At 69.2% G+C, this 26,618-nt stretch carries 26 protein-coding genes; 13 read left to right on the forward strand and 13 right to left on the reverse strand.

Going from position 1 to position 26,618, the window contains the following annotated elements; translation table 11 throughout:
• The first annotated feature begins 68 nt into the window (after positions 1-68).
• Together RJ05_RS12975 and RJ05_RS12980 are read left to right on the forward strand one after the other, a co-directional pair.
• Positions 69-521, forward strand: coding sequence for a DUF4267 domain-containing protein (locus RJ05_RS12975; RefSeq protein WP_081597300.1), 453 nt, complete (start codon positions 69-71; stop codon positions 519-521).
• Positions 522-564: 43 nt separating this feature from the next.
• Positions 565-1,224 (forward strand): hemerythrin domain-containing protein, encoded by a 660-nt coding sequence (locus tag RJ05_RS12980; protein WP_036537277.1) that lies wholly within the window; start codon positions 565-567, stop codon positions 1,222-1,224.
• 281 nt (positions 1,225-1,505) lie between these two features.
• Here RJ05_RS12980 and RJ05_RS12985 read toward each other — a convergent pair whose 3' ends face one another.
• From RJ05_RS12985 to RJ05_RS12995, 3 genes are all read right to left on the reverse strand, one after another.
• Complete coding sequence (locus tag RJ05_RS12985; RefSeq protein WP_036537377.1) at positions 1,506-2,384, reverse strand: DMT family transporter; 879 nt, start codon at positions 2,382-2,384, stop codon at positions 1,506-1,508.
• A gap of 367 nt (positions 2,385-2,751) precedes the next feature.
• On the reverse strand, positions 2,752-4,482 hold the full coding sequence (locus RJ05_RS12990; RefSeq protein WP_036537279.1) for an FAD-dependent oxidoreductase: 1,731 nt from the start codon (positions 4,480-4,482) through the stop codon (positions 2,752-2,754).
• 98 nt (positions 4,483-4,580) lie between these two features.
• Complete coding sequence (locus tag RJ05_RS12995) at positions 4,581-5,030, reverse strand: nuclear transport factor 2 family protein (protein WP_036537280.1); 450 nt, start codon at positions 5,028-5,030, stop codon at positions 4,581-4,583.
• A 95-nt stretch (positions 5,031-5,125) separates the two neighbouring features.
• Between RJ05_RS12995 and RJ05_RS13000 the strand changes: the two genes are divergently transcribed.
• Together RJ05_RS13000 and RJ05_RS13005 are read left to right on the forward strand one after the other, a co-directional pair.
• On the forward strand, positions 5,126-5,635 hold the full coding sequence (locus RJ05_RS13000; protein ID WP_036537282.1) for a MarR family winged helix-turn-helix transcriptional regulator: 510 nt from the start codon (positions 5,126-5,128) through the stop codon (positions 5,633-5,635).
• Positions 5,636-5,789: 154 nt separating this feature from the next.
• Positions 5,790-6,017: a PNPOx family protein gene (locus RJ05_RS13005; protein ID WP_051016526.1), complete on the forward strand. Its 228-nt coding sequence runs from the start codon at positions 5,790-5,792 to the stop codon at positions 6,015-6,017.
• 62 nt (positions 6,018-6,079) lie between these two features.
• Here RJ05_RS13005 and RJ05_RS13010 read toward each other — a convergent pair whose 3' ends face one another.
• Positions 6,080-6,460, reverse strand: a complete 381-nt coding sequence (locus tag RJ05_RS13010) for a MerR family transcriptional regulator (RefSeq protein WP_249040544.1) — start codon at positions 6,458-6,460, stop codon at positions 6,080-6,082.
• Between the two features lie 58 nt (positions 6,461-6,518).
• On the opposite strand from RJ05_RS13010, the gene RJ05_RS13015 reads away from it, so the two are divergent.
• Complete coding sequence (locus tag RJ05_RS13015; protein WP_036537287.1) at positions 6,519-7,214, forward strand: methyltransferase domain-containing protein; 696 nt, start codon at positions 6,519-6,521, stop codon at positions 7,212-7,214.
• 112 nt (positions 7,215-7,326) lie between these two features.
• Here the strand turns inward: RJ05_RS13015 and RJ05_RS13020 are convergent, their stop codons facing one another.
• Positions 7,327-9,558 carry a glycoside hydrolase family 3 C-terminal domain-containing protein gene (locus RJ05_RS13020; RefSeq protein WP_036537289.1) on the reverse strand — a complete coding sequence of 744 codons (2,232 nt, stop codon included), beginning with the start codon at positions 9,556-9,558 and terminating at the stop codon, positions 7,327-7,329.
• Positions 9,559-9,673: 115 nt separating this feature from the next.
• Here RJ05_RS13020 and RJ05_RS13025 point away from each other — a divergent pair, with 115 nt between their 5' ends.
• Positions 9,674-11,386 carry a cation:proton antiporter gene (locus tag RJ05_RS13025; RefSeq protein WP_036537291.1) on the forward strand — a complete coding sequence of 571 codons (1,713 nt, stop codon included), beginning with the start codon at positions 9,674-9,676 and terminating at the stop codon, positions 11,384-11,386.
• A gap of 56 nt (positions 11,387-11,442) precedes the next feature.
• Entirely contained in the window at positions 11,443-12,111 is a 669-nt protein-coding gene (locus RJ05_RS13030; protein WP_036537292.1) for a GntR family transcriptional regulator, read from the forward strand.
• 118 nt (positions 12,112-12,229) lie between these two features.
• Here RJ05_RS13030 and RJ05_RS13035 read toward each other — a convergent pair whose 3' ends face one another.
• Positions 12,230-12,739 carry a nucleoside deaminase gene (locus tag RJ05_RS13035; protein WP_036537294.1) on the reverse strand — a complete coding sequence of 170 codons (510 nt, stop codon included), beginning with the start codon at positions 12,737-12,739 and terminating at the stop codon, positions 12,230-12,232.
• 132 nt (positions 12,740-12,871) lie between these two features.
• On the opposite strand from RJ05_RS13035, the gene RJ05_RS13040 reads away from it, so the two are divergent.
• Positions 12,872-13,681: an ankyrin repeat domain-containing protein gene (locus RJ05_RS13040; protein WP_255220932.1), complete on the forward strand. Its 810-nt coding sequence runs from the start codon at positions 12,872-12,874 to the stop codon at positions 13,679-13,681.
• A 180-nt stretch (positions 13,682-13,861) separates the two neighbouring features.
• A complete protein-coding gene (locus RJ05_RS13045; RefSeq protein ID WP_036537296.1) occupies positions 13,862-14,233 on the forward strand; it encodes a hypothetical protein in 372 nt (123 codons plus the stop codon).
• Positions 14,234-14,354: 121 nt separating this feature from the next.
• Here RJ05_RS13045 and RJ05_RS13050 read toward each other — a convergent pair whose 3' ends face one another.
• The 4 genes from RJ05_RS13050 to RJ05_RS13065 form a co-directional block, all read right to left on the reverse strand.
• The gene (locus RJ05_RS13050) at positions 14,355-15,149 is read right to left on the reverse strand and encodes a DUF72 domain-containing protein (protein ID WP_036537297.1); all 795 of its coding nucleotides are present in this window, start codon (positions 15,147-15,149) and stop codon (positions 14,355-14,357) included.
• A gap of 40 nt (positions 15,150-15,189) precedes the next feature.
• The gene (locus tag RJ05_RS13055) at positions 15,190-16,044 is read right to left on the reverse strand and encodes an NAD-dependent protein deacetylase (RefSeq protein WP_036537299.1); all 855 of its coding nucleotides are present in this window, start codon (positions 16,042-16,044) and stop codon (positions 15,190-15,192) included.
• Positions 16,045-16,103: 59 nt separating this feature from the next.
• The gene (gdhA, locus tag RJ05_RS13060; protein ID WP_036537301.1) at positions 16,104-17,453 is read right to left on the reverse strand and encodes an NADP-specific glutamate dehydrogenase; all 1,350 of its coding nucleotides are present in this window, start codon (positions 17,451-17,453) and stop codon (positions 16,104-16,106) included.
• Positions 17,454-17,621: 168 nt separating this feature from the next.
• Positions 17,622-18,491 (reverse strand): NAD(P)-dependent oxidoreductase, encoded by an 870-nt coding sequence (locus RJ05_RS13065; RefSeq protein WP_036537302.1) that lies wholly within the window; start codon positions 18,489-18,491, stop codon positions 17,622-17,624.
• A gap of 140 nt (positions 18,492-18,631) precedes the next feature.
• Here RJ05_RS13065 and RJ05_RS13070 point away from each other — a divergent pair, with 140 nt between their 5' ends.
• On the forward strand, positions 18,632-18,988 hold the full coding sequence (locus RJ05_RS13070; RefSeq protein ID WP_036537304.1) for a winged helix-turn-helix transcriptional regulator: 357 nt from the start codon (positions 18,632-18,634) through the stop codon (positions 18,986-18,988).
• Between the two features lie 174 nt (positions 18,989-19,162).
• Entirely contained in the window at positions 19,163-19,912 is a 750-nt protein-coding gene (locus RJ05_RS13075; RefSeq protein ID WP_036537306.1) for a nucleotidyltransferase domain-containing protein, read from the forward strand.
• Between the two features lie 191 nt (positions 19,913-20,103).
• Here RJ05_RS13075 and RJ05_RS13080 read toward each other — a convergent pair whose 3' ends face one another.
• Both RJ05_RS13080 and RJ05_RS13085 read right to left on the reverse strand, forming a co-directional pair.
• Entirely contained in the window at positions 20,104-20,700 is a 597-nt protein-coding gene (locus RJ05_RS13080) for a hypothetical protein (protein ID WP_138445682.1), read from the reverse strand.
• A gap of 74 nt (positions 20,701-20,774) precedes the next feature.
• A complete protein-coding gene (locus RJ05_RS13085) occupies positions 20,775-22,415 on the reverse strand; it encodes an Eco57I restriction-modification methylase domain-containing protein (RefSeq protein ID WP_036537309.1) in 1,641 nt (546 codons plus the stop codon).
• Between the two features lie 310 nt (positions 22,416-22,725).
• Between RJ05_RS13085 and RJ05_RS13090 the strand changes: the two genes are divergently transcribed.
• Positions 22,726-24,087 (forward strand): M20/M25/M40 family metallo-hydrolase, encoded by a 1,362-nt coding sequence (locus RJ05_RS13090; RefSeq protein WP_081597302.1) that lies wholly within the window; start codon positions 22,726-22,728, stop codon positions 24,085-24,087.
• Positions 24,088-24,109: 22 nt separating this feature from the next.
• The gene (locus RJ05_RS13095) at positions 24,110-24,637 is read left to right on the forward strand and encodes a YbhB/YbcL family Raf kinase inhibitor-like protein (RefSeq protein WP_036537316.1); all 528 of its coding nucleotides are present in this window, start codon (positions 24,110-24,112) and stop codon (positions 24,635-24,637) included.
• Between the two features lie 66 nt (positions 24,638-24,703).
• On the opposite strand, the gene RJ05_RS13100 is transcribed toward RJ05_RS13095, so the two are convergent.
• Positions 24,704-26,533 carry an AMP-dependent synthetase/ligase gene (locus RJ05_RS13100; RefSeq protein ID WP_036537380.1) on the reverse strand — a complete coding sequence of 610 codons (1,830 nt, stop codon included), beginning with the start codon at positions 26,531-26,533 and terminating at the stop codon, positions 24,704-24,706.
• Between the last annotated feature and the right edge of the window lie 85 nt (positions 26,534-26,618).

Here is a 26,618-nt window from a genome sequence, read left to right on the forward strand (position 1 = left end):
AGTCTCGAGCAGACCGATCCAGCAGTCCCCGGCGGCAACGCTCCGCCGGCGAAACGAGGAGAACCATCGTGACGAAGTATCGCCTGACCACCCTGCTCGCCGTGCTCTGCGCCGTCGCACCCCTGTACTTCGGGCTGAACTTCCTGTTCGCGCCCGGTATAGCCCCCACCGGCTTCGGTATCGAACCGTGGCCGACCGGCAACGCCGACGGCTATTTCATCGTCAAGGGTGTGCGCGATCTCGCCGTCGCCGCCGTCACCTTCCTGCTGCTCGGGCTCGGGCAACGTCGGGTGCTGGGCTGGGTTGTGCTGATCAACGCCTTCATCCCGGCCGGCGACGCGCTGGCGGTGGTGACCCACGGCGGCAGTGTGGCGACCGCGCTGATCGTGCACATCTCGGCGATGACGGTCGTGCTGGTGACGGCGGCACTGCTGCTGACCGAGCGCCCGCAGACCACCGAATCCGCGGCCACGAAACGACAGGTCCGTCCCCGCGTCATGGCATCCCGTGTCGGCGTCTGATGCCCTCCAGCCCTGCGCACAACCGGTGAAAGGCAAGAAACACATGAGCGTCGACACCCAGGACATGAAGATCGTGCACCGCGCCTTCCGCCGCGAGTCACGGTTGCTGATGGAACTCGTCGCCGCAGTCGCACCGGGCGATACCCGACGTGCCGCGGTGATCGCCGCCCACTTCCGCGATTACCGGCTGGGATTGACGAACCACCACGAGGGCGAGGACGAGCTGTTGTGGCCGCCGCTGCTCTCGCGCGTCGACCTGGGGGCCGAGGTCATCCTGCGGATGCAACGCCAGCACGAGCGCGTGGAAGCTACGCTGGCGAGCTTGGATACCGCGGTCCCGGCGTGGGAGGCCACTGCCGGAGCCGATGAACGTGACACCCTGGTCGCGGCGCTCGCCGACCACCGTGCGGTGCTGATCGAACACCTCGACGACGAAGAGAACCTGCTGCTTCCCGTCGCGGCCGACTACATCACCGACGCCGAATGGGCTTCCCTTGGCGAGCATCTGGTGGCCAACACACCGAAACTCACCCTGCTCACGCTGTTCGGACTCGTGCTCGAGGACGCCGACCCCGGCGAACGGGCGCTGCTGCTGGGCGTCCTCCCGGCACCGGTGCGCGTGATCTGGCATGTGATCGGTCGTCCCCGCCATGTCCGCCACATGCGTCGAGTGCGTGCGGGTGCTCGGACCGCGGGGCTATGACTTGCCGCGGCCACCGGCGTGCTGTCGGTGGCCGCGGGAAGGTCTGTCCGACAAGCAATTACGAGTTGCAGCGCTTGTCGGAGCCTGCGGTGGTGGCCAGCCGGGAACGGTTTGCCGTCAGCGTTCCGCATTCCGGCGGCCGCTGGCCCCTCGCGTGGGTGCCCGCACCGGGAACGTCGACCGTGTCGATTTCCAGCAGCCGTCGCAGCCACCCATCATCGGGTGCTGCGGCGAGCGCCCGACTCGGCCGGTGAGGCTCCGCACGACAGAATTCGCCGTGATCACTCGGCGCGTTCCGGTGGCGACGCCGCGCCCTCGGCTTGGGCGCGAGAAAGCCACACGGCCGCAACACACATCACCACCACCGACACCAGGACCACCATCGTGCCCGCAGTACCGGTGTCGAGCTTCTCCTCGAGGACGGTCAGGCCGAGGAACATCGCCGCGAGTGGTTCGGCCACGGTGAACGCAGGCAACGACGCCGACAGCGCACCGACCTGATACGCGCGCTGTTGCATATACAACCCCAGCAGGCCCGTCGCGACCATCGTGTAGGGCTCCCAGCTACGCAGCGCGACACCGACACCGTCGCCGAACAACTCGACCACATGCTGGGTCACCGCCGCCGACACGCCGAACAACAGCCCGGCCGCCGCACCCAGCACCATCGCGCGGATCCCGGTGGCGCGCACCACGACCGCGGCCACCACCGCCGCGGCGACAAGCCCGAACACCAGCGTCAGCGGCCCGAACCAGTGCGACCACGGCGCATCCCGCACACCCGGCGCCGGATCGCCCACCACCAGAAAACACGCCAGCGCCACCGACAAGGCGATGGCCTGCGCCCATGCCGTGCGCGTCACCGGGACGTGGTTGTAGCGGGCCGCCAGCGGCAACGCGAAGATCAACGACGTCACCAGGATCGGTTGCACGACCAGCATCGACCCCAATGCCAGCGCCACGATCTGGAAGACGAACGCGCCGCCGTCCCCGACGATCCCCGCCCACCAGCGCGGGCTGCGCGCCAACCCGGCCAGAAAAGCCTCGCCCTCGGGCACCTCGGCCGCCGCCCGCTGCTGCGCGACGGCCGCCACCGCGAACCCGAGCGCGGCAACGAACGCGCACACGACCGCCGCGATCGGGACATTGCTCACCCGCATCAGTGTGCCGGGGGCGGCGGGCAGCCGACGGCACCGACGCGCGGTGGCGAACGCCGTGGCCCGGATCCGCGTGGGACGGCGCATTCGGTCCCAGCGGCGGCACCAGGTCCCCGCACCGGCGCGTTCCCGTGATCGGCTCCTGGCTGCTGTCGTCGTCGCGGCCGCGGGCCGGGTCGCGTGGCAGGCCAGCGCCTGTAGCCGCTGTCGCGCCCGGTCCCGCCGCGTATCGGCGGCGCCCAGGATGAGCGGATAGCGGGCGAGCTCTGGCCGGTGCATCTCGCGTCACAAGGAGCCGAGCGAGGCCGGGCGGGCACGTCGGGGCGGTGAGAATGCCGCGGCGGGCCGGACAGTTGCCCGCACCGAGAACTCAGTCGTGCACCACCGGCTGCTGTGTGCCGGAAATCTCGACGATCGGCAGACGCAGCGCGGCCGGCGCGGTGGCAGGTACCGCCGGGGCGACCGGCGCAATGGGTGCCAGCCGCCGATACGGCGCCCCCAGTTCGGGCCGCGGATCCGGCTCACCCTTGTTGGGCCACAAGGCGATCGCGCGTTCGGCCTGGGCGGTGATGGTCAGCGACGGGTTGACCCCGAGATTGGCCGAGATGGTGGAGCCATCGATGACATGCAAGCCCGGATGGCCGTAGAGGCGATGGTACGGGTCGACCACACCGGTGGCGGGGGAGTCGCCGATGGCGCAGCCGCCGATGAAATGACCGGTCGCCGGGATGTTGACGATGCTGCTGGTGGCGCCGGTGGGGAAGCCGTCGATCTTGTCGGCGACACGGCAGGCGACCTCGTGGCCGATGGGGATCCACGTGGGATTGGGTTCGCCCTCGCCCTGTTTGGTCGTCATCTTGCGCCGCCCGAACATGCTTCGGGTGGTGTAGGTGGTGATGGAGTTGTCCACCGACTGCATCACCAGCAGCCCGATCATCTGCTGCGACCACCGGTGCGGATTGTGCATGTGCAGCAGGTCGCGGCGGTTGCGTCGCAGTTGGTGCAGCCATTGCCGCCAGCGCGGGCGGATGCCGTCGTCACCGACCATCGCGGTGGTGATCAACGCCAGCGCGTTGCTGCCCTTGCCGTAGCGCACCGGTTCGATATGGGTGTGCTCGTCGGGATGAATCGAGGAGGTGATGGCGACACCCTTGGTGAAATCGGCGTCGCGGCGTCGGCTGCGCACCGACAGCAGCTCCTCGGAATTCGTGCGCGACAGATAGCCCAGCCGCGGCGAGATGTTGGGCAGCGACCCGCGATCACGCAGCCGGTGCAGCAGTTTCTGGGTGCCGAGCGCGGCGGCGGAGAACACCACCTGTTCGGCGGTGAAGACACGCGCGTCCGCGCGGACCCAACGGCCGGTGCGCCGGGTGTGCACGGTGTATCCGCCGCCGGGGCGGGGCCGCACATCCACCACCGTGGTCAGCGGATGTACCTGTGCGCCTGCCTGCTCGGCCAGATACAGGTAGTTCTTGACCAAGGTGTTCTTGGCGTTGTGGCGGCATCCGGTCATGCATTCGCCGCAGTGGGTGCAGGTGCGCCGCGCCGGGCCGACACCGCCGAAGAACGGATCGGGCACCTGCTGGCCCGGCCGTGCCCCGGCACCACCGAACAGCACACCCACCGGGGTCTGGCGGTAGGTGTGGCCGACGCCGAGTTCGTCGGCGACTTCGCGCAGGATGCGGTCGCTGGGGGTGGTGGCCGGGTTGGTGGTGACTCCGAGCATGCGTTTGGCCTGGTCGTAGTGCGGGGCCAGTTCGGCGCGCCAGTCGGTGATGGCGGCCCACTGTTTGTCGGCGTAGAACGCGGCGGGCGGCTCGTAGAGGGTGTTGGCATAGACCAGCGAACCGCCGCCCACACCGGCGCCGCTCATGATGAAGGTGTTCTTCAGCAACGTCAGCCGCTGAATGCCGAAGCACCCCAATCGCGGCGCCCACAGGAACTGCCGCGCCCGCCACGAGGTCGCGGCGAATTCGTCATCGGCGAAGCGGCGTCCGGCCTCGAGCACGCCGACCCGGTAGCCCTTCTCGGTCAGCCGCAGCGCGGACACGCTGCCGCCGAAGCCCGAACCGATCACCAGCACGTCGTAGTCGAACGCCATCTGCTTGTGTCCTCCATCACCGTTGACTGTTGTTCGAGCGTAGAGCGGCGCACGACATCGACAGCAAGGACTGGCGGCCACAAAATCGAGATATTCGGTCAGGCGGTGGTGCCCGGTTGCGGGGCGCGGGCCAGCGGTTCGGTCAGTGCGACCGGGACGACGTCGAGTGAGTCGAAGCGCCAGCCTGCCGGGGTGCGGCGAGCCCGATAGTGGTGGATGCCCGCGGCGACGGCTTCGGCGCTGTCGTCGATGACGAAGACCGCCAGGTCGTGGGCGCGCACGGTCGCGGTGTCGCCGTCGATGTCGACGACGACGTTGGACTTGTTGTGCAGGGTCTGGGTGTAGGTGCCGTGGCCGCTGCGCATGAGCGCTTCGAGGGCGGCGATGCCGTGGGCTTGTCCACGCGGGGAGCTCACCACGACGTCGTCGGTGAAGAGGCGGTCGGTGCCGGTGGCCCCCTCGTCGACCCACAGGCTGTGGCGGGCAACGAGATCGGACAGTTCCGCGCGGTCGGCGAGCTCACGGATCAGGGCGTCGGTGGTGGTCATGGAGAACTCCTACAATCTGTTCGTGACACTAACGTTAGTGCCATAAACGAATCTAGATCGTTAGTAGCACTAACGCAAGCAGGTAGGCTCTGCGCATGGACACCGATGAGGAGATGCGCTTCGACCACGGCGCGCGCACCCCGGCGCGGCTGAAGAAACAACTCTCACGCCTGACCTCGATGACCGCCGCCCAGATGACGCGCCTGTCACGGGAGGCGCTGCGCGCCGTCGGAGCCCGCAAAGACCACTTCGTGGTGCTGGCCGCGCTCGCCGAATTCGGACCGGCCAGCCAGGCGGCGCTGTCGCAGCGAACCAGCGTCTACAAAAGCGATCTCGTCGCCGTCCTCAACGACCTCGAAGAGGGCGGATGGGTACGCCGCGCCCCCGACGAGGCCGACAAACGCCGCAACGTCATCACCATCACCGAACCGGGCCGACGCCGTCTCGCCGAACTCGACCGCGTCCTCGACGAGGTCAACGACCACATCATGACCCCCCTCGACCGCGCCGAACGCGCCCAGCTGTTCGCCCTGCTCGGCCGTATCAACGCCCACCTCGCCACCGCGCCGGGCGTCGCCGCTATCCCGGGCGGACACATCGACTGACGCCCCTGATGTCGAGGGCCGACGCCGAAGCCCGCGTCGTCTCCTCACCTCTGCCGCCCGGCTCAGTACCGTCGGCGAGCCGGATGACCTCGGGGTGCTGTCGGCAGTAGTCCAAGATTCGTCCCGCGTATTCGGGAAGGTGGTCGGGGTGTAGGTGAAGCGCATCGGCAACGGTGGCCGGGTGACGGTCGGCTCCTGCGGCAGGCCGCTCGGCGACTCAGTGCCCGGATTCGCCGAGGTCCTGCCGCCGCAGGCACGTGCGCACTACATCGATCTGATGAAGCGCACGTATGGGCTGGTCGCTCGGGCCGGGCTGCCGGGCAGCAGGCTGCGCGGGGGCTCCGGGCGCATGGCGGGCATCCGGATTCGGCTGGATGAGTGAGCGATCGGTGTTCGGCGTCGAGTCGGCATACCTATTGCAGACCGGGCCGGCGGCAACACCGATCACTCGCTCGTCGGCCCCTGCCGGCGCACCTGCGCGAGGTGGGCGCGGTAGTTCGGGCAGGTCGTGATGTCCTCGTGTGAGCAGTTCATGCCGGCTTCGAGTAGATCCAGCGCCGCGCGCAGCGCGGCCATCCTGGCCTGCAGGGCGCGATGGTTGCGGTGCAGGACTTCCTTCCGGGCGGACGGGTCGCCGGCGGCGAGGAACGTCCCGATGTCCTTGAGCGGCAGGCCCGCTTGCTTCGCGATCACGATCGACGCCACCCGGACAAGGTCGTCGTGGGTGTAGCGGCGGCGGTCACCGGCGACGCGAGTGGGGCGCAGCAGGCCGACCGACTCCCAGTGCCGCAGGACGTGTGCCGGCAGGCCGAAGCGGTCGGCCACCTGGCCGATTGTCAGCGCACTTGACTTCATGTCGACATTAAGTCGAACCATGGCAGACATGTCCACTTTGCTTGCTGTCCTAGACGCCATCGACGCGCAGCCGCTGTCGGTCGAGCTACGCCGACGTTCCTACGAGTTGCTCGGCGACCTCACCGGCCGAACAGTGGTCGACGTCGGTTGCGGCGGTGGCCGTGCGGTCGCCGAATTGGCCGAGCGCGGGGTCCGCGCCATCGGCGTCGACCACGACCCCGACATGATCGCCGCGGCACTGCGACGCTGGTCGACCGGTGAGTTCCGCGTCGGCGATGCCTGCGAGCTGCCGTTGGAGAACGGTTCGGTGGCCGGCTACCGCGCAGACAAGGTGCTGCACACCCTCGCCGATCCGGTGCGAGCCGTGGCCGAGGCCCGCCGGGTGCTCGCACCAGGCGGCCGGGCGGTGCTGCTCGGCCAGGACTGGGACACCGTCGTCATCGACTCCGACGACCCGGAGACCACCCGCCGGCTGATCCACGCCAAGGCGGACGCACTCCCGTCGCCGCGCATCGCCCGCCGTTACCGCAACCTGCTACTGGACGCCGGTTTCACCGACCCGGTCGTCGAGGTGCACACCAGTGTGTTCACCGACGACACCGCGCTGGCCCTGCTGCGCCGGATCACCGACCAGCAGAGCTGGCTCGCCGAACAAGCCGAACGGGCCCGCACCAACCGGATCTTCGTCGCAGTGCCGATGTTCGTCGTCGCTGCGCAGCGATAGCGGACCACCACCACCGCCCGGCGCGGCAGGCTCGCCTGCTGCACCGGGTACCTCTCGGGTGCCCAGACAGTGCTCCTCGACCGACCGGGTGTCGCGGGAACGCGGCTTGCGGTCAGCGGCGGTCATCGGTGGCCGACAGCAGGGCGTCGAGGTCGGCGGCCGGCATGCCGAAACCGGTGAGCCGGTCCAGTGGGATGGATGCCAGCATGCGCATCATGTCGACGCCGAGGCCGTGGCCGTCGCCGTCGCCGGTCATCGCGGCGAACATCTGTGACAGCACCGCGGCGGCGGCCGGGTCGGCCAGTACCTCGCCGAGAGTGGACTGGCGGGTGATCGGCAGGCGCAGCTCGTCGCCGGGCACCTCGACGTCGACCGTGGCGCGGATATCGCGGCTGGACGCACCGGCCATCACCCGGTACGTGCCGCCCTCCACCACCCAGGCCTCGGTGCGGGTCTCCCAGTAGGCCAGCCAGTCACGCTCGATCGGGAGCGAGACCCGTTGGCTGGCACCGGGTGCCAGCTCATCGGTCAGCGCATGGCCCTTGAGCTCGCGTGGCGGACGGGTGATCGCCGATGCGGGCAACGTGGTGTAGATCTGCACGACCTCGCGGCCGCGACGGTCACCGGTGTTGGTGACCGTGACCTGCACGGTGAGCCCGTCCGCGCTCGCCTGCACCGACAGATCCGAGTAGGCGAAGCTGGTGTAGGACAGGCCGTGCCCGAACGGGAAGCTCACCGCCATCTCGCGGGCGTCATACCAGCGGTAGCCGACGAAAATCCCTTCGCCGTAACGGATATGGGAGTTCTCGCCGGGGAAGTTCAGGTAGGCGGGCACATCCTGAAGCCGCAGCGGCACCGTCTCGGTGAGCCGGCCCGACGGATTGACCTGCCCGAACAGCACATCCGCCAGTGCACCACCACCGGCCTGACCGAGCAGGGCGCCATCGACGATGGCCGGCACGAGATCGGTCACCGGCGCCAGCCGCAGCACGCCACCGTGAGAGAGCACCACCACGGTCTTCGGCTGCACCGCGACGACCTCAGCCAGCAGCGCGAGCTGATCAGCGGGTAGCTCGATATCGTCGCGGTCGAAGCCCTCCGATTCCTGGCCCGCGCCCAACCCGAGAAACACCACCGCCACCTCGGCCTCACGCGCCGCGGCAACCGCTTCGGCCACCAGCACGGGATCACGGCCGGTGGAGTCGGTGCGGAAACCGCGCGCATAGCGCACCTGCCCGGGTTCGGCCGCGGCGCGGATCTCGTCGACGGGCACATCCAGGCGGGTCGGATTCACATGCGAGCTGCCGCCGCCCTGATAGCGCGGGGTCTGCGCGAACTCACCGATCACCGCCAGCGACTGACCCGCCCGCAACGGCAGCAGCGCACCGTCGTTGCGCAACAACACCACACAGCGCGCGGCGACCTCACGCGCGAGCCGATGATGGGCGTCCGGGTCCGGCGCTGCCGGGGCCGCCGCTCGGCCGGCGACCACCTTCGCCGCCAGCTCGGCCACCTTCTGCGCGGCCCGGTCCACCGCACCGACATCGAGCGCGCCCGATTCCACCGCCGCCACCACCTGGGCGTCGGGATCACCGCTGCCGCCGGGCATCTGCAAATCCAGGCCCGCAGCGACCGAGGCCACCCGGTCGGAGACGGCACCCCAGTCGCTGACCACCAGCCCGTCGAAACCCCATTGCCCGCGCAGCACGTCGGTGAGCAGCCAGCGGTTGTGCGCGGCGTAGACGCCGTTGATCCGGTTGTAGGAACACATCACCGTCCACGGCCGGGCGGTACGCACGATATGGGCGAAGGCGCGCAGATAGATCTCCCGCAACGGCCGCGCGTCCACATCCGAACTCGACCGCATCCGGTCGTGTTCGGCATTGTTGACCGCGAAATGCTTGAGCGAGGCACCCACCCCGGTGCTCTGCACGCCCCGCACCCACGCCGCCCCCAGCACACCGGTGAGCAGCGGATCCTCGGAGTAGTACTCGAACACGCGCCCGCACCGCGGATCCCGTTTGATGTTGATTCCCGGCCCCAGCAGCACATCCACCTCGAGGTCACGTGCTTCACGACCGAGCGCTTCGCCGACCCGGCGCACCAGATCGGCATCCCAGCTCTGCCCGAGCCCGACCGCCGGCGGGAAACAGGTGGCCGGTCGGCTCTCGGCCAGCCCCAGATGATCGGTGGCGCCGGCCTGCCTGCGCACCCCGTGCGGGCCGTCGGTCAGCAGGATCGACGGCACCGGGCCCACCGCCTTGGTGGTCCAGAAATCCGCGCCGCTGCCGAGGGCGGCCTTCTCGGCCAGGGACAGGTCGCTGATATCCGTAGATGCCGTCATCGTCAGCTCCGATCAGTCGCCGCGGTCAGGGAAACGCTGCACCGACATCGAATCACGATCGCCGCCTCCGTCGTACGGTGCTACCGGGACACGCCGTCAGCGCTGAGGAGGGTTCGTGGAGATCACTCTGGTCGTGGTCGTCGGCATCGTCGCGATCGTGGTGGTCGCGGCGTTCTCCGACACCCTCGGCGTGGCCGCGCCGCTGAGTCTGGCCGTGGTCGGTATCGCACTGAGTTTCGTGCCGGGCATCCCGCACCCGCAGGTCGAGCCCGAACTCATCCTGACCGTGGTGCTGCCGCCGCTGCTGTATTCGGCGGCGGTGAACATGCCCGCGGTCGATTTCCGGCGCAACCTCAAACCGATCGCCGGTCTGGCGGTGCTGTTGGTCGTGGTCACCACCCTCGGAACGGGCTGGCTGTTTCATCAGCTGCTGCCCGATATCGGCTGGCCGGCGGCGTTCGCGCTGGGTGCGGTGATCAGCCCGACCGACCCGATCGCGGCCACCTCGGTGGGCAAGCGGCTCGGGTTGCCGTCGCGGTTGCTGACGATGCTGGAGGGGGAGGGGCTGGTCAACGACGCGACCGCACTGGTGCTGCTGCGCTCGGCGGTGGCCGCGCTGGCGGCGACGGTGTCGCTGTGGCAGGTACTCGGTGATTTCGTGGTCGCGGTGGTGGTCGCGGTGATCGCCGGGCTGCTGGTGGGCTGGGTCGGGGTGCGGGCGCGGGCCATGCTCGACGACCCGGTCGCCACCACCGCGGTGTCGTTCGTGATCCCGTTCCTGGCGTATCTGCCCGCCGAGGAGTTCCACGGATCGGGGGTGCTGGCGGTCGTCGTCGCAGGCCTGGTGAGTGGCCATCTGAGCCCGCGACATCTCGGCGCCCAGGACCGGCTCGTCGACGCCACCAACTGGCGCACCGTCGCCTTCCTGCTGGAAAGCGCGATCTTCCTGCTCATGGGCCTGAGCCTGTCCGGGCTGATCGACGATGTGCACGGCGAACAGCTCAGCGCCGCACAAGCATTCGGGATCGGTTTGCTGGCCGCGCTGGTGGTGATGGTGATCCGTGCGGTGTTCATCGTCCCGCTGGTGGCGTCCCTGCGCCTGGACCAGCGCCGCGCCGCCGAAGCCAAACCGCGACTCGAGCAGATCAGCGCGCGCATCGCCGACACCGGGCTGCCGCCGGAGAGCAAACGCCTGCGGATGATGCTGCGCCGGCTCGGCAAGGTCTCGGCCACCGTCGAATTCCGGCTCACCGAAACCGTCGGCGCCCGCGGCGGCGCGGTACTGGCCTGGTCGGGGATGCGTGGCGCGGTCACCGTCGCGGCGGCGCAAACCCTGCCCGCCGAGACACCCATGCGCTCGGAACTCGTGCTGATCGCCTTCGTCGTGGCCATCACCACGTTGCTGGTGCAGGGGCTGAGCCTGCCGACAGTGATCCGCGTCGTCCGGGTGCCCGGCGATGATCCCGAGCGGTTGCACGACGACGTCGTCGAGCTGAGGACGCTGCTGTCCGAGGCCGCCGAAGACGTCCTCGACACCCCGGGGCTGGTCGACGACGACGGCAACCCGTACCCGGAGACCCTGGTGGGGATGGTCCGCGACGACACCGTCCGCAAAGGATCGGCGGCGCAACGGGATCTGCCGGCCGCGGGTCCCGACCCGCGCGAACAGTACCGGCAGCTGCGGTTGCGGGTAGTGGCCGCGCAGCGGGCCGCGCTGCTGCGCGCACGCGATCGGGAACGCTTCGGCGCCAAGGCGCTGGCCCGATGCCAGCACATGCTCGACCTCGACGAAGCCCGCCTGCAACAGCTCGGCCGCCCCGATGCCTGACGCACTCGCCGCAGCTGGGATACCAAATACAGCGGGATGGGTGCGAGAATGCGGTGATGAGCGCGTCGCCGGGGTTCGCCTCCGAATCCGAACGAGTCACCCGCATCCTGCGCGACCAGATCCTCGACGGCGTGCGCGCACCGGGGTCCAAACTGGTCGAACGCGAACTCGCCGCCGAACTCGGCGTCTCCAGGCTGCCCGTGCGCGAAGCGCTGAAAATGCTGGTGACCGAAGGATTGGTGACCCCGCGCCCGCGCAGCTGGGCGGTGGTGCGCCAGTTCAGCGCCACCGATATCGCCGACCTGATCGAAGTGCGCTCTGCGGTCGAAGTGCTGGCCTTCCGGCTCGCCGCACAACGCGCCACCCGCGCCGGACTCGACGAACTGCGCCGCGACCTGGACGCCGAATGGGATGCCGCCCGTTCCGGTGATGCCGTCGCCGCGCGCCGGGCGGCCGCCGATTTCCACGAAACCGTCATCCGGCTCACCGGCAACGAGCTGCTCGGCGAAATGCACGCCACCCTGCGCAGCCGGATGCGCTGGTTACTGGGCCGCCACGACGACCTGATCACCGTGGCGCGCGAACACCAACAGCTCTATGACGCCATCGCCAACCGTGACCTCGCACGCGTGGAGGAGCTGGCCGTCGCGCACATCGACACCAGCCGTGCTCTCGCAGTCCGACGCGCCGCCGCCGAAGCAGGCGAGAGCGTCACCGAGAACTGAACCGGTGAGCCGCTGAGCTCGGCCCGACCGGATCACCGAGGCCGACCAACCGTGGGTCGGCACTCGAGCCTGGCCACGGACGTCGGGCCGCGGCGATTCATGCTGGACAGTGCCGGGCTCACCCGAGCAGCCGGGCGGCCAACTGTTGGTGCAGCGACTTGATCTCGGCTTCGAGGCCGGGCTCGGGACCGGCCACCGCGACCGACGGCGCGACGGCGGTGATGGGGAGCGCGGCGACCGGCCCCGGCGGCAAGCCCCATTCCCGCTGCCAGCGGCCGAGCTGCTCGGAGCTCACCGCATACACGATGCGGCCGAGGCCGGCCCAGGCGTGCGCGGCGCTGCACATCGGGCAGTGTTCGCCGGAGGTGTAGACGACCGCGGCCGCGCGCTGTGGGGGCGGCAGGTGGATCCCGGCCCAGCGGGCGATCTCGAATTCCGGATGCTGGGTCGGGTCGCCGGTGACGATGCGGTTGCGGGCTTCGAACAGGACCGAGCCCTCGGCGTCGACCAGGATCGATCCGAAAGGTTCGTCACCGTCGTTCAGCGCGGTGCGGGCCAGATCCACACACCGGCGCAGATACTGCCGGTCGCGGTCGGTGAGGAGGTAGCGCTCGCCGGATTCGCTCATGCCGACACGATAGCAAGTTTGGTATACCGGCAAACCCAGTTGGCGGTGTCTGCCACCACAGTTTCCTCCAGATCTTGGACAAACGCTCCGTCCCCCTCCACGATAGTTGGTATACCAAAAGGAGAGTCGATGATGACGAGCCGTCAACCCCGAAGCAGAACAAGCGCAAACCGCAGACTGCTGACCGGCGCCACTGTCGCCGCGTCGGCGGCCATCCTGGCAGCGACCGTGGCGTGCACGGCCGAGCCCGCGACGACCTCGGCCCCGCCGACGGTCACCACATCCGCTGGCGCACCGGCAGCGGTCGAGCAGCAGTCCCCGGCCACCGCGCCGGCGACGCCATCGCACGATCCCGCCCTCGACGACGACTTGCTCGCCGCGGCCGCAGCCGACGACGCGGCCACAGTGCGCGATCTGCTCGCCCGCGGAGCCGATATCGAAGCCCGCGGACCACACCAGCGCACCCCGCTCATCGAAGCCACCAAGAACCGCGCCACCGACGCCGCCCGTGCGCTGACCGAGGCCGGGGCCGACGTCAACGCCGAAGACGCCCTGCAGGATTCGGCCTACCTGTATGCCGGTGCCGAAGGACTCGACACCATCCTCGACCTCACCCTCACCCACGGCGCCGACCTCACCAGTGTCAACCGCTACGGCGGCACCGCGCTCATCCCCGCGGCCGAACACGGCTCGGTCAGCACGGTGCGACGGCTCATCGACGCCGGCGTGGACGTGAACCACGTCAACACCCCGGGCTGGACCGCGCTGCAGGAAGCGATCGTCTACGGCGACGGCAGCAGCCGCTACCAGCAGGTCATCACCGACCTGCTCGCCGCCGGCGCCGACCCCGAGATCCGCGACAGCGACGGCAACACCGCCCTCGACAACGCCCTCGCACGCGGACAGTCCGAGATCGCCGCCCTCCTGCGCGCCCACCGCTGACACCCGTCGGAGATAGGCGCGCGTGGGTCCTTGCCCGCGCCGGGGACTGCGGCCCGCGCTCGGCCCGGCCCACCTGCACGGTCACCGCGCGCGGCCGGACTCGTCGAGGTGGGCACGCCCCGAATCTGTTGTCGTGCGGATGGGCTGTTTGCCCGGCCGGGGCGCGGGCATCCCGCGCATATGGCGACAGAAACCGGACCAGGCGACACCTTGGGCCCCACCGAGAGCCTCGACTCCGACGAGGTCCGCAACGACGACGGTGACATCGTGGTCGACCCGCCCGAGGACTGGACCGGCGCCGACAAATTCGGCATGACACCCGCCGAACAGCGCGCCGGCGAATCCCTCGGACAGCGACTGGCCGAAGAAGAACCCGACCTCGGCGCCGCCGAGCCGGGCGAACCGGCCGCCGGACAACCCGGCACCATCGACGAAGGCGACGATATCGACCAACTACCCGCCGAGGCCACCGACGAGACCTTCGGCGAACACCGCGGGCAAATCGACGGCGCCCCCGAGGACGGAGAATCGTTCTTCCCGACCGAAGACTGACAGACCGACGGCACCGCGCGTCCGGATGACGCACAGCGCGTCCCGGGCCTCGGCGGCACCCGTCTGCCCCACCATCGACTGCTCCGCCGACCGATCGCGGCGGCCGAAACGACCGCGCGTCTCACGACCCACCGACGGCGGGCGGTGCGGTCGTGGGCGAGATGTCGGGTGTGCGGGTGACCTCGGCGCCCAGCGTGCCCGCTGAACGGGCGAAAACGGCCGCATCGTAGATCGCCGCGCCGCCCGGGTCGTTGTTGAAATACACCTCCACCTCAGCCGATTGCGGCCATGTTCGGGTGAGGCGGCGGGCCCACTCGGTCAAGGTGCCGGGGTGGTAGCGCGGCCAGGGATCGGCGGTGCCGTGGTGCAGGCGCAGATAGCCCCAATCGGTGGTGCGCCACAGCGGTGTCACCGGCTGCTCGCCCGCATCCGCCCAGCACAGCGCCGCCCCTCGGCGTTCGAGCACCTGCCTGGTCTCATCTGTCCACCAGGACTCGTGGCGCGGTTCGACCGCCACCCGCGTGCCGGCCGGAAAGCACCGCAGGCACTGCTCGAGCAGTGCGGGATCGGCGCGCAGCGTCGGCGGCAGTTGCAGCAGGATGGGCCCGAGTCGCTCACCCAGGCTCGCGGCCCGGCCCATCAGCCGCGCCACCGGTTCCTCGGGGTCGCGCAGCCGTTTGATGTGGGTGAGGAACCGGCTGGCCTTGACCGCGATCCGGAAACCCGGCGGCGTGCGAGCCCGCCAGGAGGCAAAGGTCTCGGCGCTGGGCAGCCGGTAGAACGCATTGTTGAGTTCGACCGTGGCGAAAGACTGCGCGTACTGCTCGAGCCACAGCCGTTGCGGCACACCCTGCGGATACAGCACCCCGCGCCAGTCGCGGTACTGCCACCCGGAGGTGCCCACCAACAACGTCATACCCGGGGCGTACCCGCCTACGGGCCGGTGACGCACCCGCTCACACCGCGACCTGTGCCCCGAGGTGGTCGGCGAGTGCGCTCAGCGTCGGCGAACATCCGGCGTCGACGGTGTGGGTGGCGAATTCGTCGCCGCGGGTGCGGCCGCGGTTGACGATGATCACCGGCGTCCCCGATTTGGCGGCGTGGCGCACGAATCGCAGACCCGACATCACCGTCAGCGACGAACCGGCCACCAGCAGCACCTCGGCATCATCGACGACGTCATAGGCCGCGCGCACCCTGTCCTTCGGCACATTCTCCCCGAAATAGACGATGTCGGGTTTGAGGATGCCGCCGCACCGCACGCACCCCACCATGCAGAACGCGGCGGTATCGGCGATCACCGCGTCCGCGTCGGGCGCGACCTCCACGCCGGTGACTTCGACAGCGTCGGCGAAGCCCGGATTGGCGGCCTCGAGCCGCTCGGCCAGCGACATCCGCGACACCAGATGATCGCAGCTCAGGCAGCGCACCCGCGCGTAGGTGCCGTGCAGGTCGATCACCCGGCGATGGCCGGCCTTGGTGTGCAGCAGGTCGACGTTCTGGGTGATCAGCCCGCGCACCACACCGAGGCGTTCGAGCGCGGCCAGCGCCCGATGACCGGCGTTGGGGCGCGCGGCGTCCATGCGCCGCCAGCCCACATGGTTGCGCGCCCAATACCGTTGCCGGAACGCGGCGTCGCCGATGAACTGCTGGAAGGTCATCGGGGTGCGGGGTGGGGAGCCGGGGCCGCGATAGTCCGGGATCCCGCTGTCGGTGGACATTCCGGCCCCGGTCAGCACCGCGACCCGGCGCCCGGTGATCATCTGCGCGAGCCGCTCGATCTCGGCCCGCCCGGCGGTGTGATCGGGCATGCACCCAGGGTACGGACGCACCGCCGCCCACCATCGTCACCTGCTGCCGATGCCGGCGCTCAGATCACCCCGAGCGCCAGCATCGCGTCGGCGACCTGGATGAAACCGCCGATATTGGCGCCGGCCACATAGTTGCCCGGCATGCCGTATTCGTCGGCGGTCGCCAGGCAACGGTCGTGGATGCCGCGCATGATCTCGGCCAGCCGCTGCTCGGTGTGCTCGAAACTCCACGAATCGCGCGAGGCGTTCTGCTGCATCTCCAGCGCGCTGGTGGCCACACCGCCCGCATTGGCGGCCTTCCCCGGCGCGAAGGTCACCCCGGCCGCGCCGAACAGCTTCACCGCCTCCGGCGTGCACGGCATATTGGCGCCCTCGGCGACGATGCGGCAGCCGTTGGCGATGAGCTTGCCCGCGGCGACACCGTCGAGCTCGTTCTGCGTGGCGCACGGCAACGCGATATCGCAGGGCACCTCCCACAAGGAGCCGCCCGCCACGAAGTGCGCCGAATCGGCGCGGCCGGCGGCGTAATCGGCGATCCTGGCCCGGCGTACCTCCTTGATCTCCTTGAGCAACTCCAGATCGATGCCCTGCTCGTCGACGACGTAACCACTCGAATCCGAGCACGCCACCACGATGCCGCCCAGTTCGTGGATCTTTTCGATGGCGTAGATCGCGACATTGCCCGAACCGGACACCACCACCCGCTGGCCGTCCAGGGAACGGCCTGCCGCGGTGAGGATCTCGTTGACGAAGAATACCGCGCCGTAACCGGTGGCTTCCCGGCGCACCTGCGATCCGCCCCAGGTCAAACCCTTTCCGGTGAGCACGCCGGACTCGTAGCGGTTGGTGATGCGCTTGTATTGGCCGAACAGGTAACCGATTTCGCGACCGCCCACGCCGGTATCGCCCGCCGGGACGTCGGTGTGCTCACCGAGATGGCGATACAGCTCGGTCATGAACGCCTGACAAAACCGCATCACCTCACCCTCGGAGCGGCCTTTCGGGTCGAAATCCGAACCGCCCTTGCCGCCGCCGATGGGCAGACCGGTCAGCGAGTTCTTGAAGATCTGCTCGAAGCCGAGGAACTTCACGATCCCCAGATACACCGACGGATGAAACCGCAACCCACCCTTGTAGGGGCCGAGCGCGGAGTTGAACTCGACCCGGAACCCGCGGTTGATCTGCACCGCGCCGGAATCGTCGACCCACGGCACCCGGAAGATGATCTGGCGTTCGGGTTCGCACAACCGGCGGATCACCGCGGCGTCGGCGTAGTGCGGATGCTTGGCCACCACGGGGCCGAGGCTGTCGAGCACCTCGTGCACGGCCTGGTGGAACTCGGTTTCGCCGGGGTTGCGGCGCAACACCTCGTCGTAGATGTCGCTCAGCTTCGCGTCCAGGACAGCCACCCGCGGACTCCTTGTCGTCGTCGTTGCCTGCTCGGCCGGACCGCCCTCGCGGTCGCCACCGCAGAGCACCGGCCGAACCTCACACGCTAACCGCACCGGCGAGGCCCGGACCACACGTCCCGGTCAGCCGCCATCGGCGGCCGCAACGACCCGTGGCCCGGGGCGAGGTCAGGCGATTTCTTCGACCGTGCGCTCGAACGCCAGCCCACCGTTGCCCTCGGCGATCTGACGGTCGATCAGGTGCTGCATGGGCGCCAGGAAATCCGGGGCCGCGCCGGCATCGCGGGTGGCACGCACGATCGCGTCGACGGCAGGCTTGTGGAATGCGACATCCTGGACGCCATCGCGGTAGTCACCGGCGTCGATGAGCTTTCCGTAGTCGGGCAGCAGCTGCGCCATCGCCGTCACCCACGCGGCCGCCCGTTCGGCATAGGCCTGGGCCGACACCCCCACCGAGCGAGTCATCGCCACACCGTTGAAGAAACCACCGAACATGCCGTACATCGCCGACAGCAGCGAGAAATCCAACGTCGAGGCCAGACCGGCGTCGGCGCCGAAGTATTCGGCCGAGGCTAGCAGTTCCAGTGTCACGCGGTGCTCGTCGAAAACCGTCTGAGCGCCGCTGTAGAGGATCGACGCGCCGGGCTGCCCGATCATCGGCGGGACCGCCATGATGCCGCCGTCGAGGTAGTCGATGCCGTGCGCTTCGGCCCACCGCGCCGAGGCGCGGGACTCCTCGGGCGTGGTGCTGGTCAGGTTGATCACCGCGCGCCCGGACAGTTGGTCGGCGACCGGGTCGAGGGTGGCGTGCACCGAGGCGTGGTCGAGCAGCAGCACGATGATCACCGGACTCGCGGCGATGGCGTCGGTGAGCGAAGCGGCACTGCTCGCGCCGGCGGCGACGAGCTCGGCGTCCTTGCCGGGGGTGCGGTTCCAGACCGTGACGGATCGGCCGCCCTTCAGCAGCGTGGCGACGAAGGCTCGGCCCATGGCGCCGAGGCCGAGGACGGTGACCGGTGCAGGGGTGGTGTCGGGCATGGAAGACATCTCCTGGGTTCGGCAGCGCGCTCGTTCGCGCCGCATGCACCAACCCTGCGGTGTACCGGATATCTCGACAAGTACCTACTATTTTGTCGGGTACTTACCAAACTGTATGTGAACAGGTAGCGAGGTCGGCCATGGGTGTGAAGAGATCCGGACCATATTTCTGCGGCATCGACGCCGCCATGGATGTCGTCGGCGGGAAATGGAAATCGCTGATCCTGTGGGAGCTGCACAACCACGGCATGCGCCGCTTCGGCGAATTGCGCCGCGGCCTGCCCGGCATCTCGGAGAAGATGCTCATCCAGCAGCTGCGCGAACTCGAAGAAGACGAGATCGTCGAGCGCACTGTCTACGCCGAGGTGCCGCCGCGAGTGGAATACCGGCTCACCGAGCTCGGTGCCGCCCTCAACACCGCGCTGGGCCCGCTGGGGGAGTGGGGGCGCGAGCGGATCGCGCGGATCGGCGCGGACAAGATCCGGGTCGCCTCCTAGCAGCCGGCGACGGACCGGCGCGGATAATGCCGCGCGCACCGTGACGATGCTGGGTAGCATCGCCGGTCGTGGAGTGATGACCGCACGGCAGCCCTGATCGCGTCCCGGTGACCCGGACGCGATGGATGGTGCTGCCCGCAGGGTCTTTTCATCACTGCTATCCAGAGGACACTCATGACCGACGAGCAGTTTCTCGCCCACCTCACCGACCGATTGGCCGCGTTGCCCGCGGTGCGAGCGGTCACCCTCGGCGGGTCCCGCGCCGAAGGCACCCACACCGCCGACAGCGACTGGGATCTGGCCGTCTACTACCGCGACGGCTTCGACCCGGCCGACCTGCGCGCCGTCGGCTGGCCCGGCGAGGTGTTCGACCTCGGCGCCTGGGGCGGCGGGGTGTTCAACGGCGGCGCCTGGCTCACCATCGACGGCCGCCGCGTCGACATCCACTACCGCGACCTCGCCGCCGTCGACCGCGAACTCGCCGAAGCCGAGGCTGGCCGATTCCATTGGGAACCGTTGATGTTCCATCTGGCGGGCATACCCAGCTACCTGCTGCTCGCCGAACTCGCGATCAACACCGTCCTGCACGGTGAGCTGCCGCGCCCGCACTACCCGCGAGCGCTGCGCGAATCCGCGCCCCCGGTGTGGCGGGAACGCGCCGCACTCACCCTCACCTACGCCGAGAACGCCTACGCCGCACGCGGACAGCTCACCGAGGTGGCAGGTGCGCTGGCGACGGCGGCGGTGCAGACCGCGCACGCGGTGCTCGCCGCCCGCGGCACCTGGGTGGTCAACGAGAAGCGGATGCTGAACCGGGCGGGACTGCGCGGCGTCGACGACATCGTCGCGGGCCTGGCTGCCGAGCCGCGGCGTTTGCGCGAGGCCGTCGTGCGGACGCGCGAGCTGTTCGACGCGGCCCAATAGCCACGGGGTGACCGTCACCCGCGCAACAGGCTTCGCGCCGTCCCGATGCCGACGGGTCGGCGCGAAGTGGCCTCGGCAGCTGCGGGTTTGCCGCCGGCGTGGCCGGGTGGGGCGTCAGGTCGTGTGTCTGGTGTCGTCCGGGCCGATCACAGCGAGCGAGCGGGCCCGACCGGTCACGCGATCGGTGCGTTTCACCCCACCCGCACCAAGGCGGTGGCGCCCAATTCGGATCGGGCCGCGGCCACCAGGTCGACTTCGATGGCCGCGATCGCGCGGTAGCTGGCGATGTAGTGCTCGATCAGCGTCTTGTGTTCGTCGAAACCGATCGGTTCGCGAGCGACGGTCGCCGCGGCGGCCTTGGTCACCGAGTGCAGGGCCTGGCCGAGCCGGTCGCATTCCTCGAGCAGAGCGTCATCGGCGAGCAGGCGAATCACATTGAACAGCACCGGAAGCCGGTCCAACGTCTGCAGGATCTGGGCCTCGGCGTCGTCGACGGTGTCGGCGCTCCACTCCGCGCGCCGATCGAGCGCATCGGTGACCTCCTCGGAGATGGCGAGGATGTCGGAGACCGCGTCGAGCACCTTCTCCCGTCGCCACCGGTCGTGGTCACGGCTCGCGGCGGCGCCGTGGGTGGCTTCGGTGGTGCGTTGCGCTGCTTCCACGGCCGCGGCCGCGCGCTCGTCGGCGGCGTCGATCGCGCGACGATGGGAGCGATTCGTCGCGAAGATCGTCAACGACAGCGCAACGACGACAACAACCGAACTGATGAGGGGCAGCCACGCAGTCACGCCGCCATCATCGCACCACCGCCTGCGGTGGCGTCCCGCGGTCGGTGATACTCCCAGTGAATGAGACACCACACCTACAGTCCGAACGCCGCGTCGACCAACGTGTCGATCACCGCGCACTGGTGCGGGGACGGCACCGCGCCCGCGCCGAGGACCTCGGCGACCAAAGCGACGATTTCGCGGGCCGGGCCGCACTCCGGGACAGGCAGCGGCAACTGGGCCACGTACTGCGTCATCCAGCGGCGGCGCCCGGAATAGAGCCGGTTGCCGCATACTTCGTCGTAGAAGCGCAGGCCCAGCCGGGAATTGGCGACGGCCAGCATCAGATAGGCCAGCTCGTCGCCGCCGATATCGGGCAGCGACATCCAGTAGCAATTGCCGTTGACGATCGCACCGGACCGATCGAGCGCGAACCGCGCGGTGGCACTGATATCGGGGAACACGATCTTCGGTTGCGCCCACCGGGCAGGCTGCTGCGGTACCCAGATCTCGAACCATTCGCGCCCACCCTCGGCGACATAGCGGCGGCTGCGCAACCGCTCGGCATGCGCCTCGAGGTAGGCGCGGGTATCCGGGTAGTCGTCCAGATCGACCACGGTCCGCTTGGCGTGATCGAGCACATACGGATACAGCACCCGGCTCGCCGGGGTCGGCGACACCCGCCACGGCAGCAGATCATGCTGGGTCAGCAGCGGCCGCAACAGCGCATCCTCCGGGCGGGGGTCGCGTTCGTGCCAGCGCTCGGAGATGAACACCGGATCCGCGGTGGTCTTGATGCCCACCCGGATGCGCGCCACCTCACCGAAACTGGCCCAGGTGCCTGCGTGCACCCGCTGCAACCACGCATCGCCTGCCGCATGCGACAACCGCCAGGGCCTGCGCGCCTCCTCGGGCGGCGCGAGATGCCCGGACCGGATCGCGATGGTGCGCCCGCCGTGGCCGATGACCGTGTCACCACCCTTGGTCAGCGCCTCGTACAGGCCGATCGCACTGGTCGGCGCCGCCTCCGTGTCCTGGTAGGCCGAGGCGTACACGCACCGGAACGCCGCATCGGGGGCCTGGTTGCGGGCGATGACGATCGCGGGGAGCACCGCGGCGGCGAACAGTTTGGTGTCGCCGAGGTCGTAGAGCTCGACGGGCTGCAGCGACTGCTGCAACACCGCGCGCACATTGGCGCCTGCGCGGGTGGTGAGGAACCGGTTCGAACACAGCAACCCCACCACCCCGTCCGGGCGCAGCAGCGCAGGCAGCAACGCCACGAACGGGTGCGTGAGATCGATGCGACCGCGCAGCCCGAACCGGGCGGCCAGCAGTTGCGCGGTTGCCTGCCCGAGCTGCTGGACCCGCACATACGGCGGATTGGTGATCACCGCATCGAAGCGGGCGGTATCGAGTTCGGTTCGTGCGTCGAGGAAATCGCCGGCATGCAGTTCGACGGTGACACCGAGGCCCGCGGCCCGCACCCGCGCCACCTCCAGTGCGTCCTGGTCCAGGTCGTAGCCGGTCAGCGTCACCGCGACGCCCGGTCGGCGCTCGCTCAGCACCCGGTGGGCGGCCAACAGCAACTCGCCGTCACCACAGGCCGGGTCGACGATGCGCAGTTCGCCGCGTGCGCCGTCGAGGTGTTCGACGACCCGTTCGGCGAGGAACCGCGCGAGATCGGTGGGCGTGTAGTGCTTGCCGTGCCGCTTGATCTCGGCCGGACTCTCGCTCACCCGCTCTCCGCTCCGTCGGTGCCGGCTTCGGTGTGGACAGCGTACGAGGCGAACGACCTGCGGTTACCGGAATCGGCTCAGGTGTCGTGCGCGGGATCGGGCAGCGCCGCAGTATCCGCTCGACCGACCCTGCGGCTATCAAGCCCGCATTCGACCTCCCCGAGGCGCGCGCAGGCCGGATTCGGCTCACCGCGACTCGAATCCGCCAGGCCGTGCCGACCGCCCCGACCTGCGGATCGGTTGCTATTCGCGCGCCGGGTGACCGACCGAACCGCTGGCAACCCGGTGCGCGGATGGTAGGAAAGGGTACGTGTCGGCAACTGGCGGAGTACCGGGTTCACAGCAACGTTCTCGCGCGGTGTCGGAGGTGGTGGAGCTGGTCAGTGCGCTGATCCGGTTCGACACCTCCAATACCGGGGAGCTGGCCACCACCAAAGGCGAACAGGAATGCGCCGAATGGGTGGCCGAGAAACTACGCGAGGTCGGCTACACCACCGAATACGTCGAATCCGGTGCACCGGGCCGCGGCAACGTCTTCGCCCGTCTCCCCGGTGCCGACTCCTCCCGGGGCGCGCTGCTCATGCACGGCCACCTGGATGTGGTGCCCGCCCGGGCCGAGGACTGGAGCGTGCACCCGTTCTCCGGCGCGGTCCGCGACGGCTATGTGTGGGGCCGCGGCGCGGTCGATATGAAGGACATGGTCGGGATGATGCTGGCGGTGGCGCGCCAGTTCAAGATCGAAGGCACCGTCCCGCCGCGCGATCTGGTGTTCGCCTTCCTCGCCGATGAGGAAAACGGCGGCAAGTGGGGCTCGCACTGGCTGGTCGACAATCGCCCCGACCTGTTCGCCGGCATCACCGAAGCGGTCGGGGAGGTGGGCGGCTTCTCGCTGACGGTGCCGCGCCCCGACGGCGGGGAGCGACGGCTGTATCTGGTGGAGACCGCGGAGAAGGGGTTGGGGTGGATGCGGTTGCGGGCCAAGGCCCGCGCCGGGCACGGCTCGTTCCTGCACGAAGACAATGCCGTCACCATCCTCGCCGGTGCGGTCGCACGCCTGGGCACCCACACCTTCCCGCTGGTGATCTCGGATTCGGTGGCGGAATTCCTTGCCGCGGTGTCGCAGGAGTCAGGCCTCGATTTCGACCCGCACAGCCCCGACATCGAGGGCACCCTCGCCAAGCTGGGATCCATCGCGCGCATCATCGGCGCCACCCTGCGCGATACCGCGAACCCGACAATGCTCGAGGCCGGCTACAAGGCCAACGTCATCCCGCAGACCGCGGAAGCGGTGGTCGACTGCCGGGTGGTGCCGGGGCGGCAGGCCGCCTTCGAACGCGAGGTCGACGAACTCATCGGCCCGGATGTGGAGCGGGAGTGGATCACCAAACTCGACTCCTACGAAACCACCTTCGACGGCCACCTCGTCGACGCCATGAACGAGGCGATCCTGGCCCACGACCCGCACGGCCGCACCGTGCCCTACATGCTCTCCGGGGGTACCGACGCGAAAGCGTTCGCCCGCCTGGGAATCCGCTGCTTCGGCTTCGCCCCACTGCGACTGCCGCCGGAACTGGACTTCGCCGCCCTGTTCCACGGCGTCGACGAACGCGTCCCGGTCGATGCCCTCGAATTCGGCACCCAGGTGCTGGAACACTTCCTGCTGCACAGCTGAACCGATCCGAGATGAGGAGCCAATGAGCTACAACCCCTATGACGCTCTCCCGCAGGTCCCGTCCTTCACCGTGACCTCCGACGACGTGGCCGACGGCCAAAGGTTCGGCAACGACCAGGTCAGCGGCGTGTTCGGCGCCGGAGGCAAAGACGTGTCGCCGCAGCTGTCGTGGTCGGGGTTCCCCGCCGAAACCAAGAGCTTCGCGGTGACGGTGTTCGACCCGGACGCGCCGACGGCCTCCGGCTTCTGGCATTGGGCCGTCGCCGACCTTCCGGCGTCGGTGACCGGCCTGCCCGCCGGTGCGGGCAGCCAGGGCGGCGAATTGCCCGACGGCGCAGTGCAATTGCGCAATGACGGCGGGTTCGCCGGCTACGTCGGCGCCGCCCCGCCGCCGGGACACGGACCGCACCGCTACTTCATCGTCGTGCACGCCGTCGACGTCGACTCCCTCGATATCCCCGCCGACGCCAGCCCGGCCTTCCTCGGCTTCAACCTCTTCTCCCACACCCTCGCCCGCGCCACCCTGGTCGCCACCTACGAACAGAACTGACCCGGATACGGCTGTGGCCCTGAGCGTGCTCGCTCAGGGCCACAGCGCCATCGGCAGGTCCTTCCGCTAGTCGACGTTGATCACGCCCTCGGGCGCCGGATCGGCGTAGAGGGAAGCGATCCGATCGGCGTACTTCGCCGCGATCGGCTGACGTTTCAACGACATCTTCGGAGTCAACTCGTCGCCGCCGGGTTCCCACACCGCGCCCAGCACGGTGAACCGTTTGATCTGCTCCACTCGCGAGAGCTTCTTGTTGCCCGCCTGCACCGCGGCCAGCACCTCGTCGAGGATTTCGCGGCGCGTGGCCAGGCCCGCGATATCGGTGTCGGTGGCATCGAGCTCCTTGGCCCGCACCGCCGCGATATCGGGGTCGAGCACGATCAGCGCCGAAATGTAGGGCTTGGCGTCGCCGATGGCCACGACCTGCCCGATCAGCGACGAGGCCGCCTTGACCGAGTTCTCGATATTGCTGGGGGCGATGTTCTTGCCCGCCTCGTTGATGATCAGTTCCTTCTTGCGGTCCACGATGCGCAGGTAGCCGTCGCCGTCGAGGGTGCCGACATCGCCGGTGCGCAACCAGCCGTCGTCATCGAAGGCCTCGGCGGTCTTGTCGGGCATATTGCGGTAGCCGCGGGTGACGATCGGCCCGCGCACCAGCACCTCGCCATCGGCGTCCAACCGCAACTCCAGGCCGTCGACCGGACGCCCGACCGTGCCGGGGCGCGGCTTGTCGAGTTCGGTGTAGGTGCCGACACCGGTGGTTTCGGACATGCCCCACACCTCCGACACGGTGAACCCGAGGCCCAGGAAGTACTCGAGGGTCTCCGCCGGAATGGGCGCCGCACCTGAGGACGCCACCTTCAACTGATCCAATCCGAGCGCGGCCCGCAGCTTCGACAGCACCAGTGTGTCGGCGATCGGATGCTGCAGACGCAGCGCCAGCGGGCGTCCGCTGCCGGCCAGATCGGCGCGCGCGGCGGCGACACCGGTACTGATCGCCCACTGGGCCAGCGACTTCTTCACCCCGGTTTCGGCGGCGAGCTTGGCTTCGATACCGGCCTTGATCTTCTGCCACACCCGCGGCACCCCGAAGAACACCGTGGGCGGGGCATCGGGCAGCGCCGCGGCGACCTCACGCGGGTCGGGCACGGTGGTGAGCTGGATGCCGGTGAGCAGATTCATCGCATGCGCCGAAATCCGGTCCGCGACATGCGCGGCAGGTAGATACGACACACCCCGATCGTCGATCCCCACCGACAGCGGGCCGTTGACCAGCGCGATCACCTGCGCGAGCACATTGCGGTGGGTGATCTCCACACCCTTGGACGGGCCGGTGGTTCCGGAGGTGTAGATGAGAGTGGCCAGATCGTCGGGCTGCACCGCCTGCCAGGCGGCGTCGAAGTCGAAATCCTCGCCGGCGGCGGCTTCGACGTCGGTCAAGGTGAGCGCGCCGGTGACGGGGCCGTCCACGACGATCAGATGCTCGACCGGCACTCCGGAACCTTTGATGACGTCGAGGAACTTCTGCTCGGTGACCACCACCGTGTTGGCGGCATTGGTGAACAGGTGGGTGATCTGCTCGGCGGAGCTGGTGTTGTAGATCGAGAAGGGCGTGGCACCCAGATGCAGGGCGGCGGTGTCGATCAGGTTGAACTCGGGCCGGTTGGTGAGCATGATGCCGACGGTGTCGCCGCGCCCGACGCCCAGCCCGGCCAGTCCCGCGGCCAGCGCGCGCACCCGTTCGCCGTACTCCCGCCAGGTGATCTCCTGGGTGCCGCCGACCGTGCGCAACGCGACCTGATCCGGACGCAGGGTGAGGGTCTGCTGGAAGGCTTGCGGCACCGTATAGACGGTGCTGCCGCTGGGATGGGCGTAGCCGATTTCTGTTGTGGTCATGTTCCGTTCCCGATGTCGCTGCAGGAACCGAGCGTCCGGGCCGGCTGCCTCGCCGGTGGGCGCGTCGGTCTGTGCCGGCACACCG

Origin of the sequence: Nocardia cyriacigeorgica NBRC 100375 (assembly GCF_000308555.1) — a bacterium.
In the GTDB taxonomy this organism is placed as follows: Bacteria; Actinomycetota; Actinomycetes; order Mycobacteriales; family Mycobacteriaceae; genus Nocardia; species Nocardia cyriacigeorgica.

What these genes read in the sequence shown, in the direction of transcription:
- RJ05_RS13045 (WP_036537296.1), top strand. Translation starts at nt 13,862, where the DNA reads ATGGCGACAGAAACCGGACCAGGCGACACCTTGGGCCCCACCGAGAGC.
- RJ05_RS13070 (WP_036537304.1), top strand. Translation starts at nt 18,632, where the DNA reads ATGGGTGTGAAGAGATCCGGACCATATTTCTGCGGCATCGACGCCGCC.
- RJ05_RS13100 (WP_036537380.1), bottom strand. Translation starts at nt 26,533, where the DNA reads ATGACCACAACAGAAATCGGCTACGCCCATCCCAGCGGCAGCACCGTC.
- RJ05_RS12985 (WP_036537377.1), bottom strand. Translation starts at nt 2,384, where the DNA reads ATGCGGGTGAGCAATGTCCCGATCGCGGCGGTCGTGTGCGCGTTCGTT.
- RJ05_RS13000 (WP_036537282.1), top strand. Translation starts at nt 5,126, where the DNA reads ATGGACACCGATGAGGAGATGCGCTTCGACCACGGCGCGCGCACCCCG.
- RJ05_RS12995 (WP_036537280.1), bottom strand. Translation starts at nt 5,030, where the DNA reads ATGACCACCACCGACGCCCTGATCCGTGAGCTCGCCGACCGCGCGGAA.
- RJ05_RS13020 (WP_036537289.1), bottom strand. Translation starts at nt 9,558, where the DNA reads ATGACGGCATCTACGGATATCAGCGACCTGTCCCTGGCCGAGAAGGCC.
- RJ05_RS13040 (WP_255220932.1), top strand. Translation starts at nt 12,872, where the DNA reads ATGACGAGCCGTCAACCCCGAAGCAGAACAAGCGCAAACCGCAGACTG.
- RJ05_RS13065 (WP_036537302.1), bottom strand. Translation starts at nt 18,491, where the DNA reads ATGCCCGACACCACCCCTGCACCGGTCACCGTCCTCGGCCTCGGCGCC.
- RJ05_RS13055 (WP_036537299.1), bottom strand. Translation starts at nt 16,044, where the DNA reads ATGCCCGATCACACCGCCGGGCGGGCCGAGATCGAGCGGCTCGCGCAG.
- RJ05_RS13075 (WP_036537306.1), top strand. Translation starts at nt 19,163, where the DNA reads ATGACCGACGAGCAGTTTCTCGCCCACCTCACCGACCGATTGGCCGCG.
- RJ05_RS12990 (WP_036537279.1), bottom strand. Translation starts at nt 4,482, where the DNA reads ATGGCGTTCGACTACGACGTGCTGGTGATCGGTTCGGGCTTCGGCGGC.
- RJ05_RS13050 (WP_036537297.1), bottom strand. Translation starts at nt 15,149, where the DNA reads ATGACGTTGTTGGTGGGCACCTCCGGGTGGCAGTACCGCGACTGGCGC.
- RJ05_RS13095 (WP_036537316.1), top strand. Translation starts at nt 24,110, where the DNA reads ATGAGCTACAACCCCTATGACGCTCTCCCGCAGGTCCCGTCCTTCACC.
- RJ05_RS13035 (WP_036537294.1), bottom strand. Translation starts at nt 12,739, where the DNA reads ATGAGCGAATCCGGCGAGCGCTACCTCCTCACCGACCGCGACCGGCAG.
- RJ05_RS13030 (WP_036537292.1), top strand. Translation starts at nt 11,443, where the DNA reads ATGAGCGCGTCGCCGGGGTTCGCCTCCGAATCCGAACGAGTCACCCGC.
- RJ05_RS13015 (WP_036537287.1), top strand. Translation starts at nt 6,519, where the DNA reads ATGTCCACTTTGCTTGCTGTCCTAGACGCCATCGACGCGCAGCCGCTG.
- RJ05_RS12980 (WP_036537277.1), top strand. Translation starts at nt 565, where the DNA reads ATGAGCGTCGACACCCAGGACATGAAGATCGTGCACCGCGCCTTCCGC.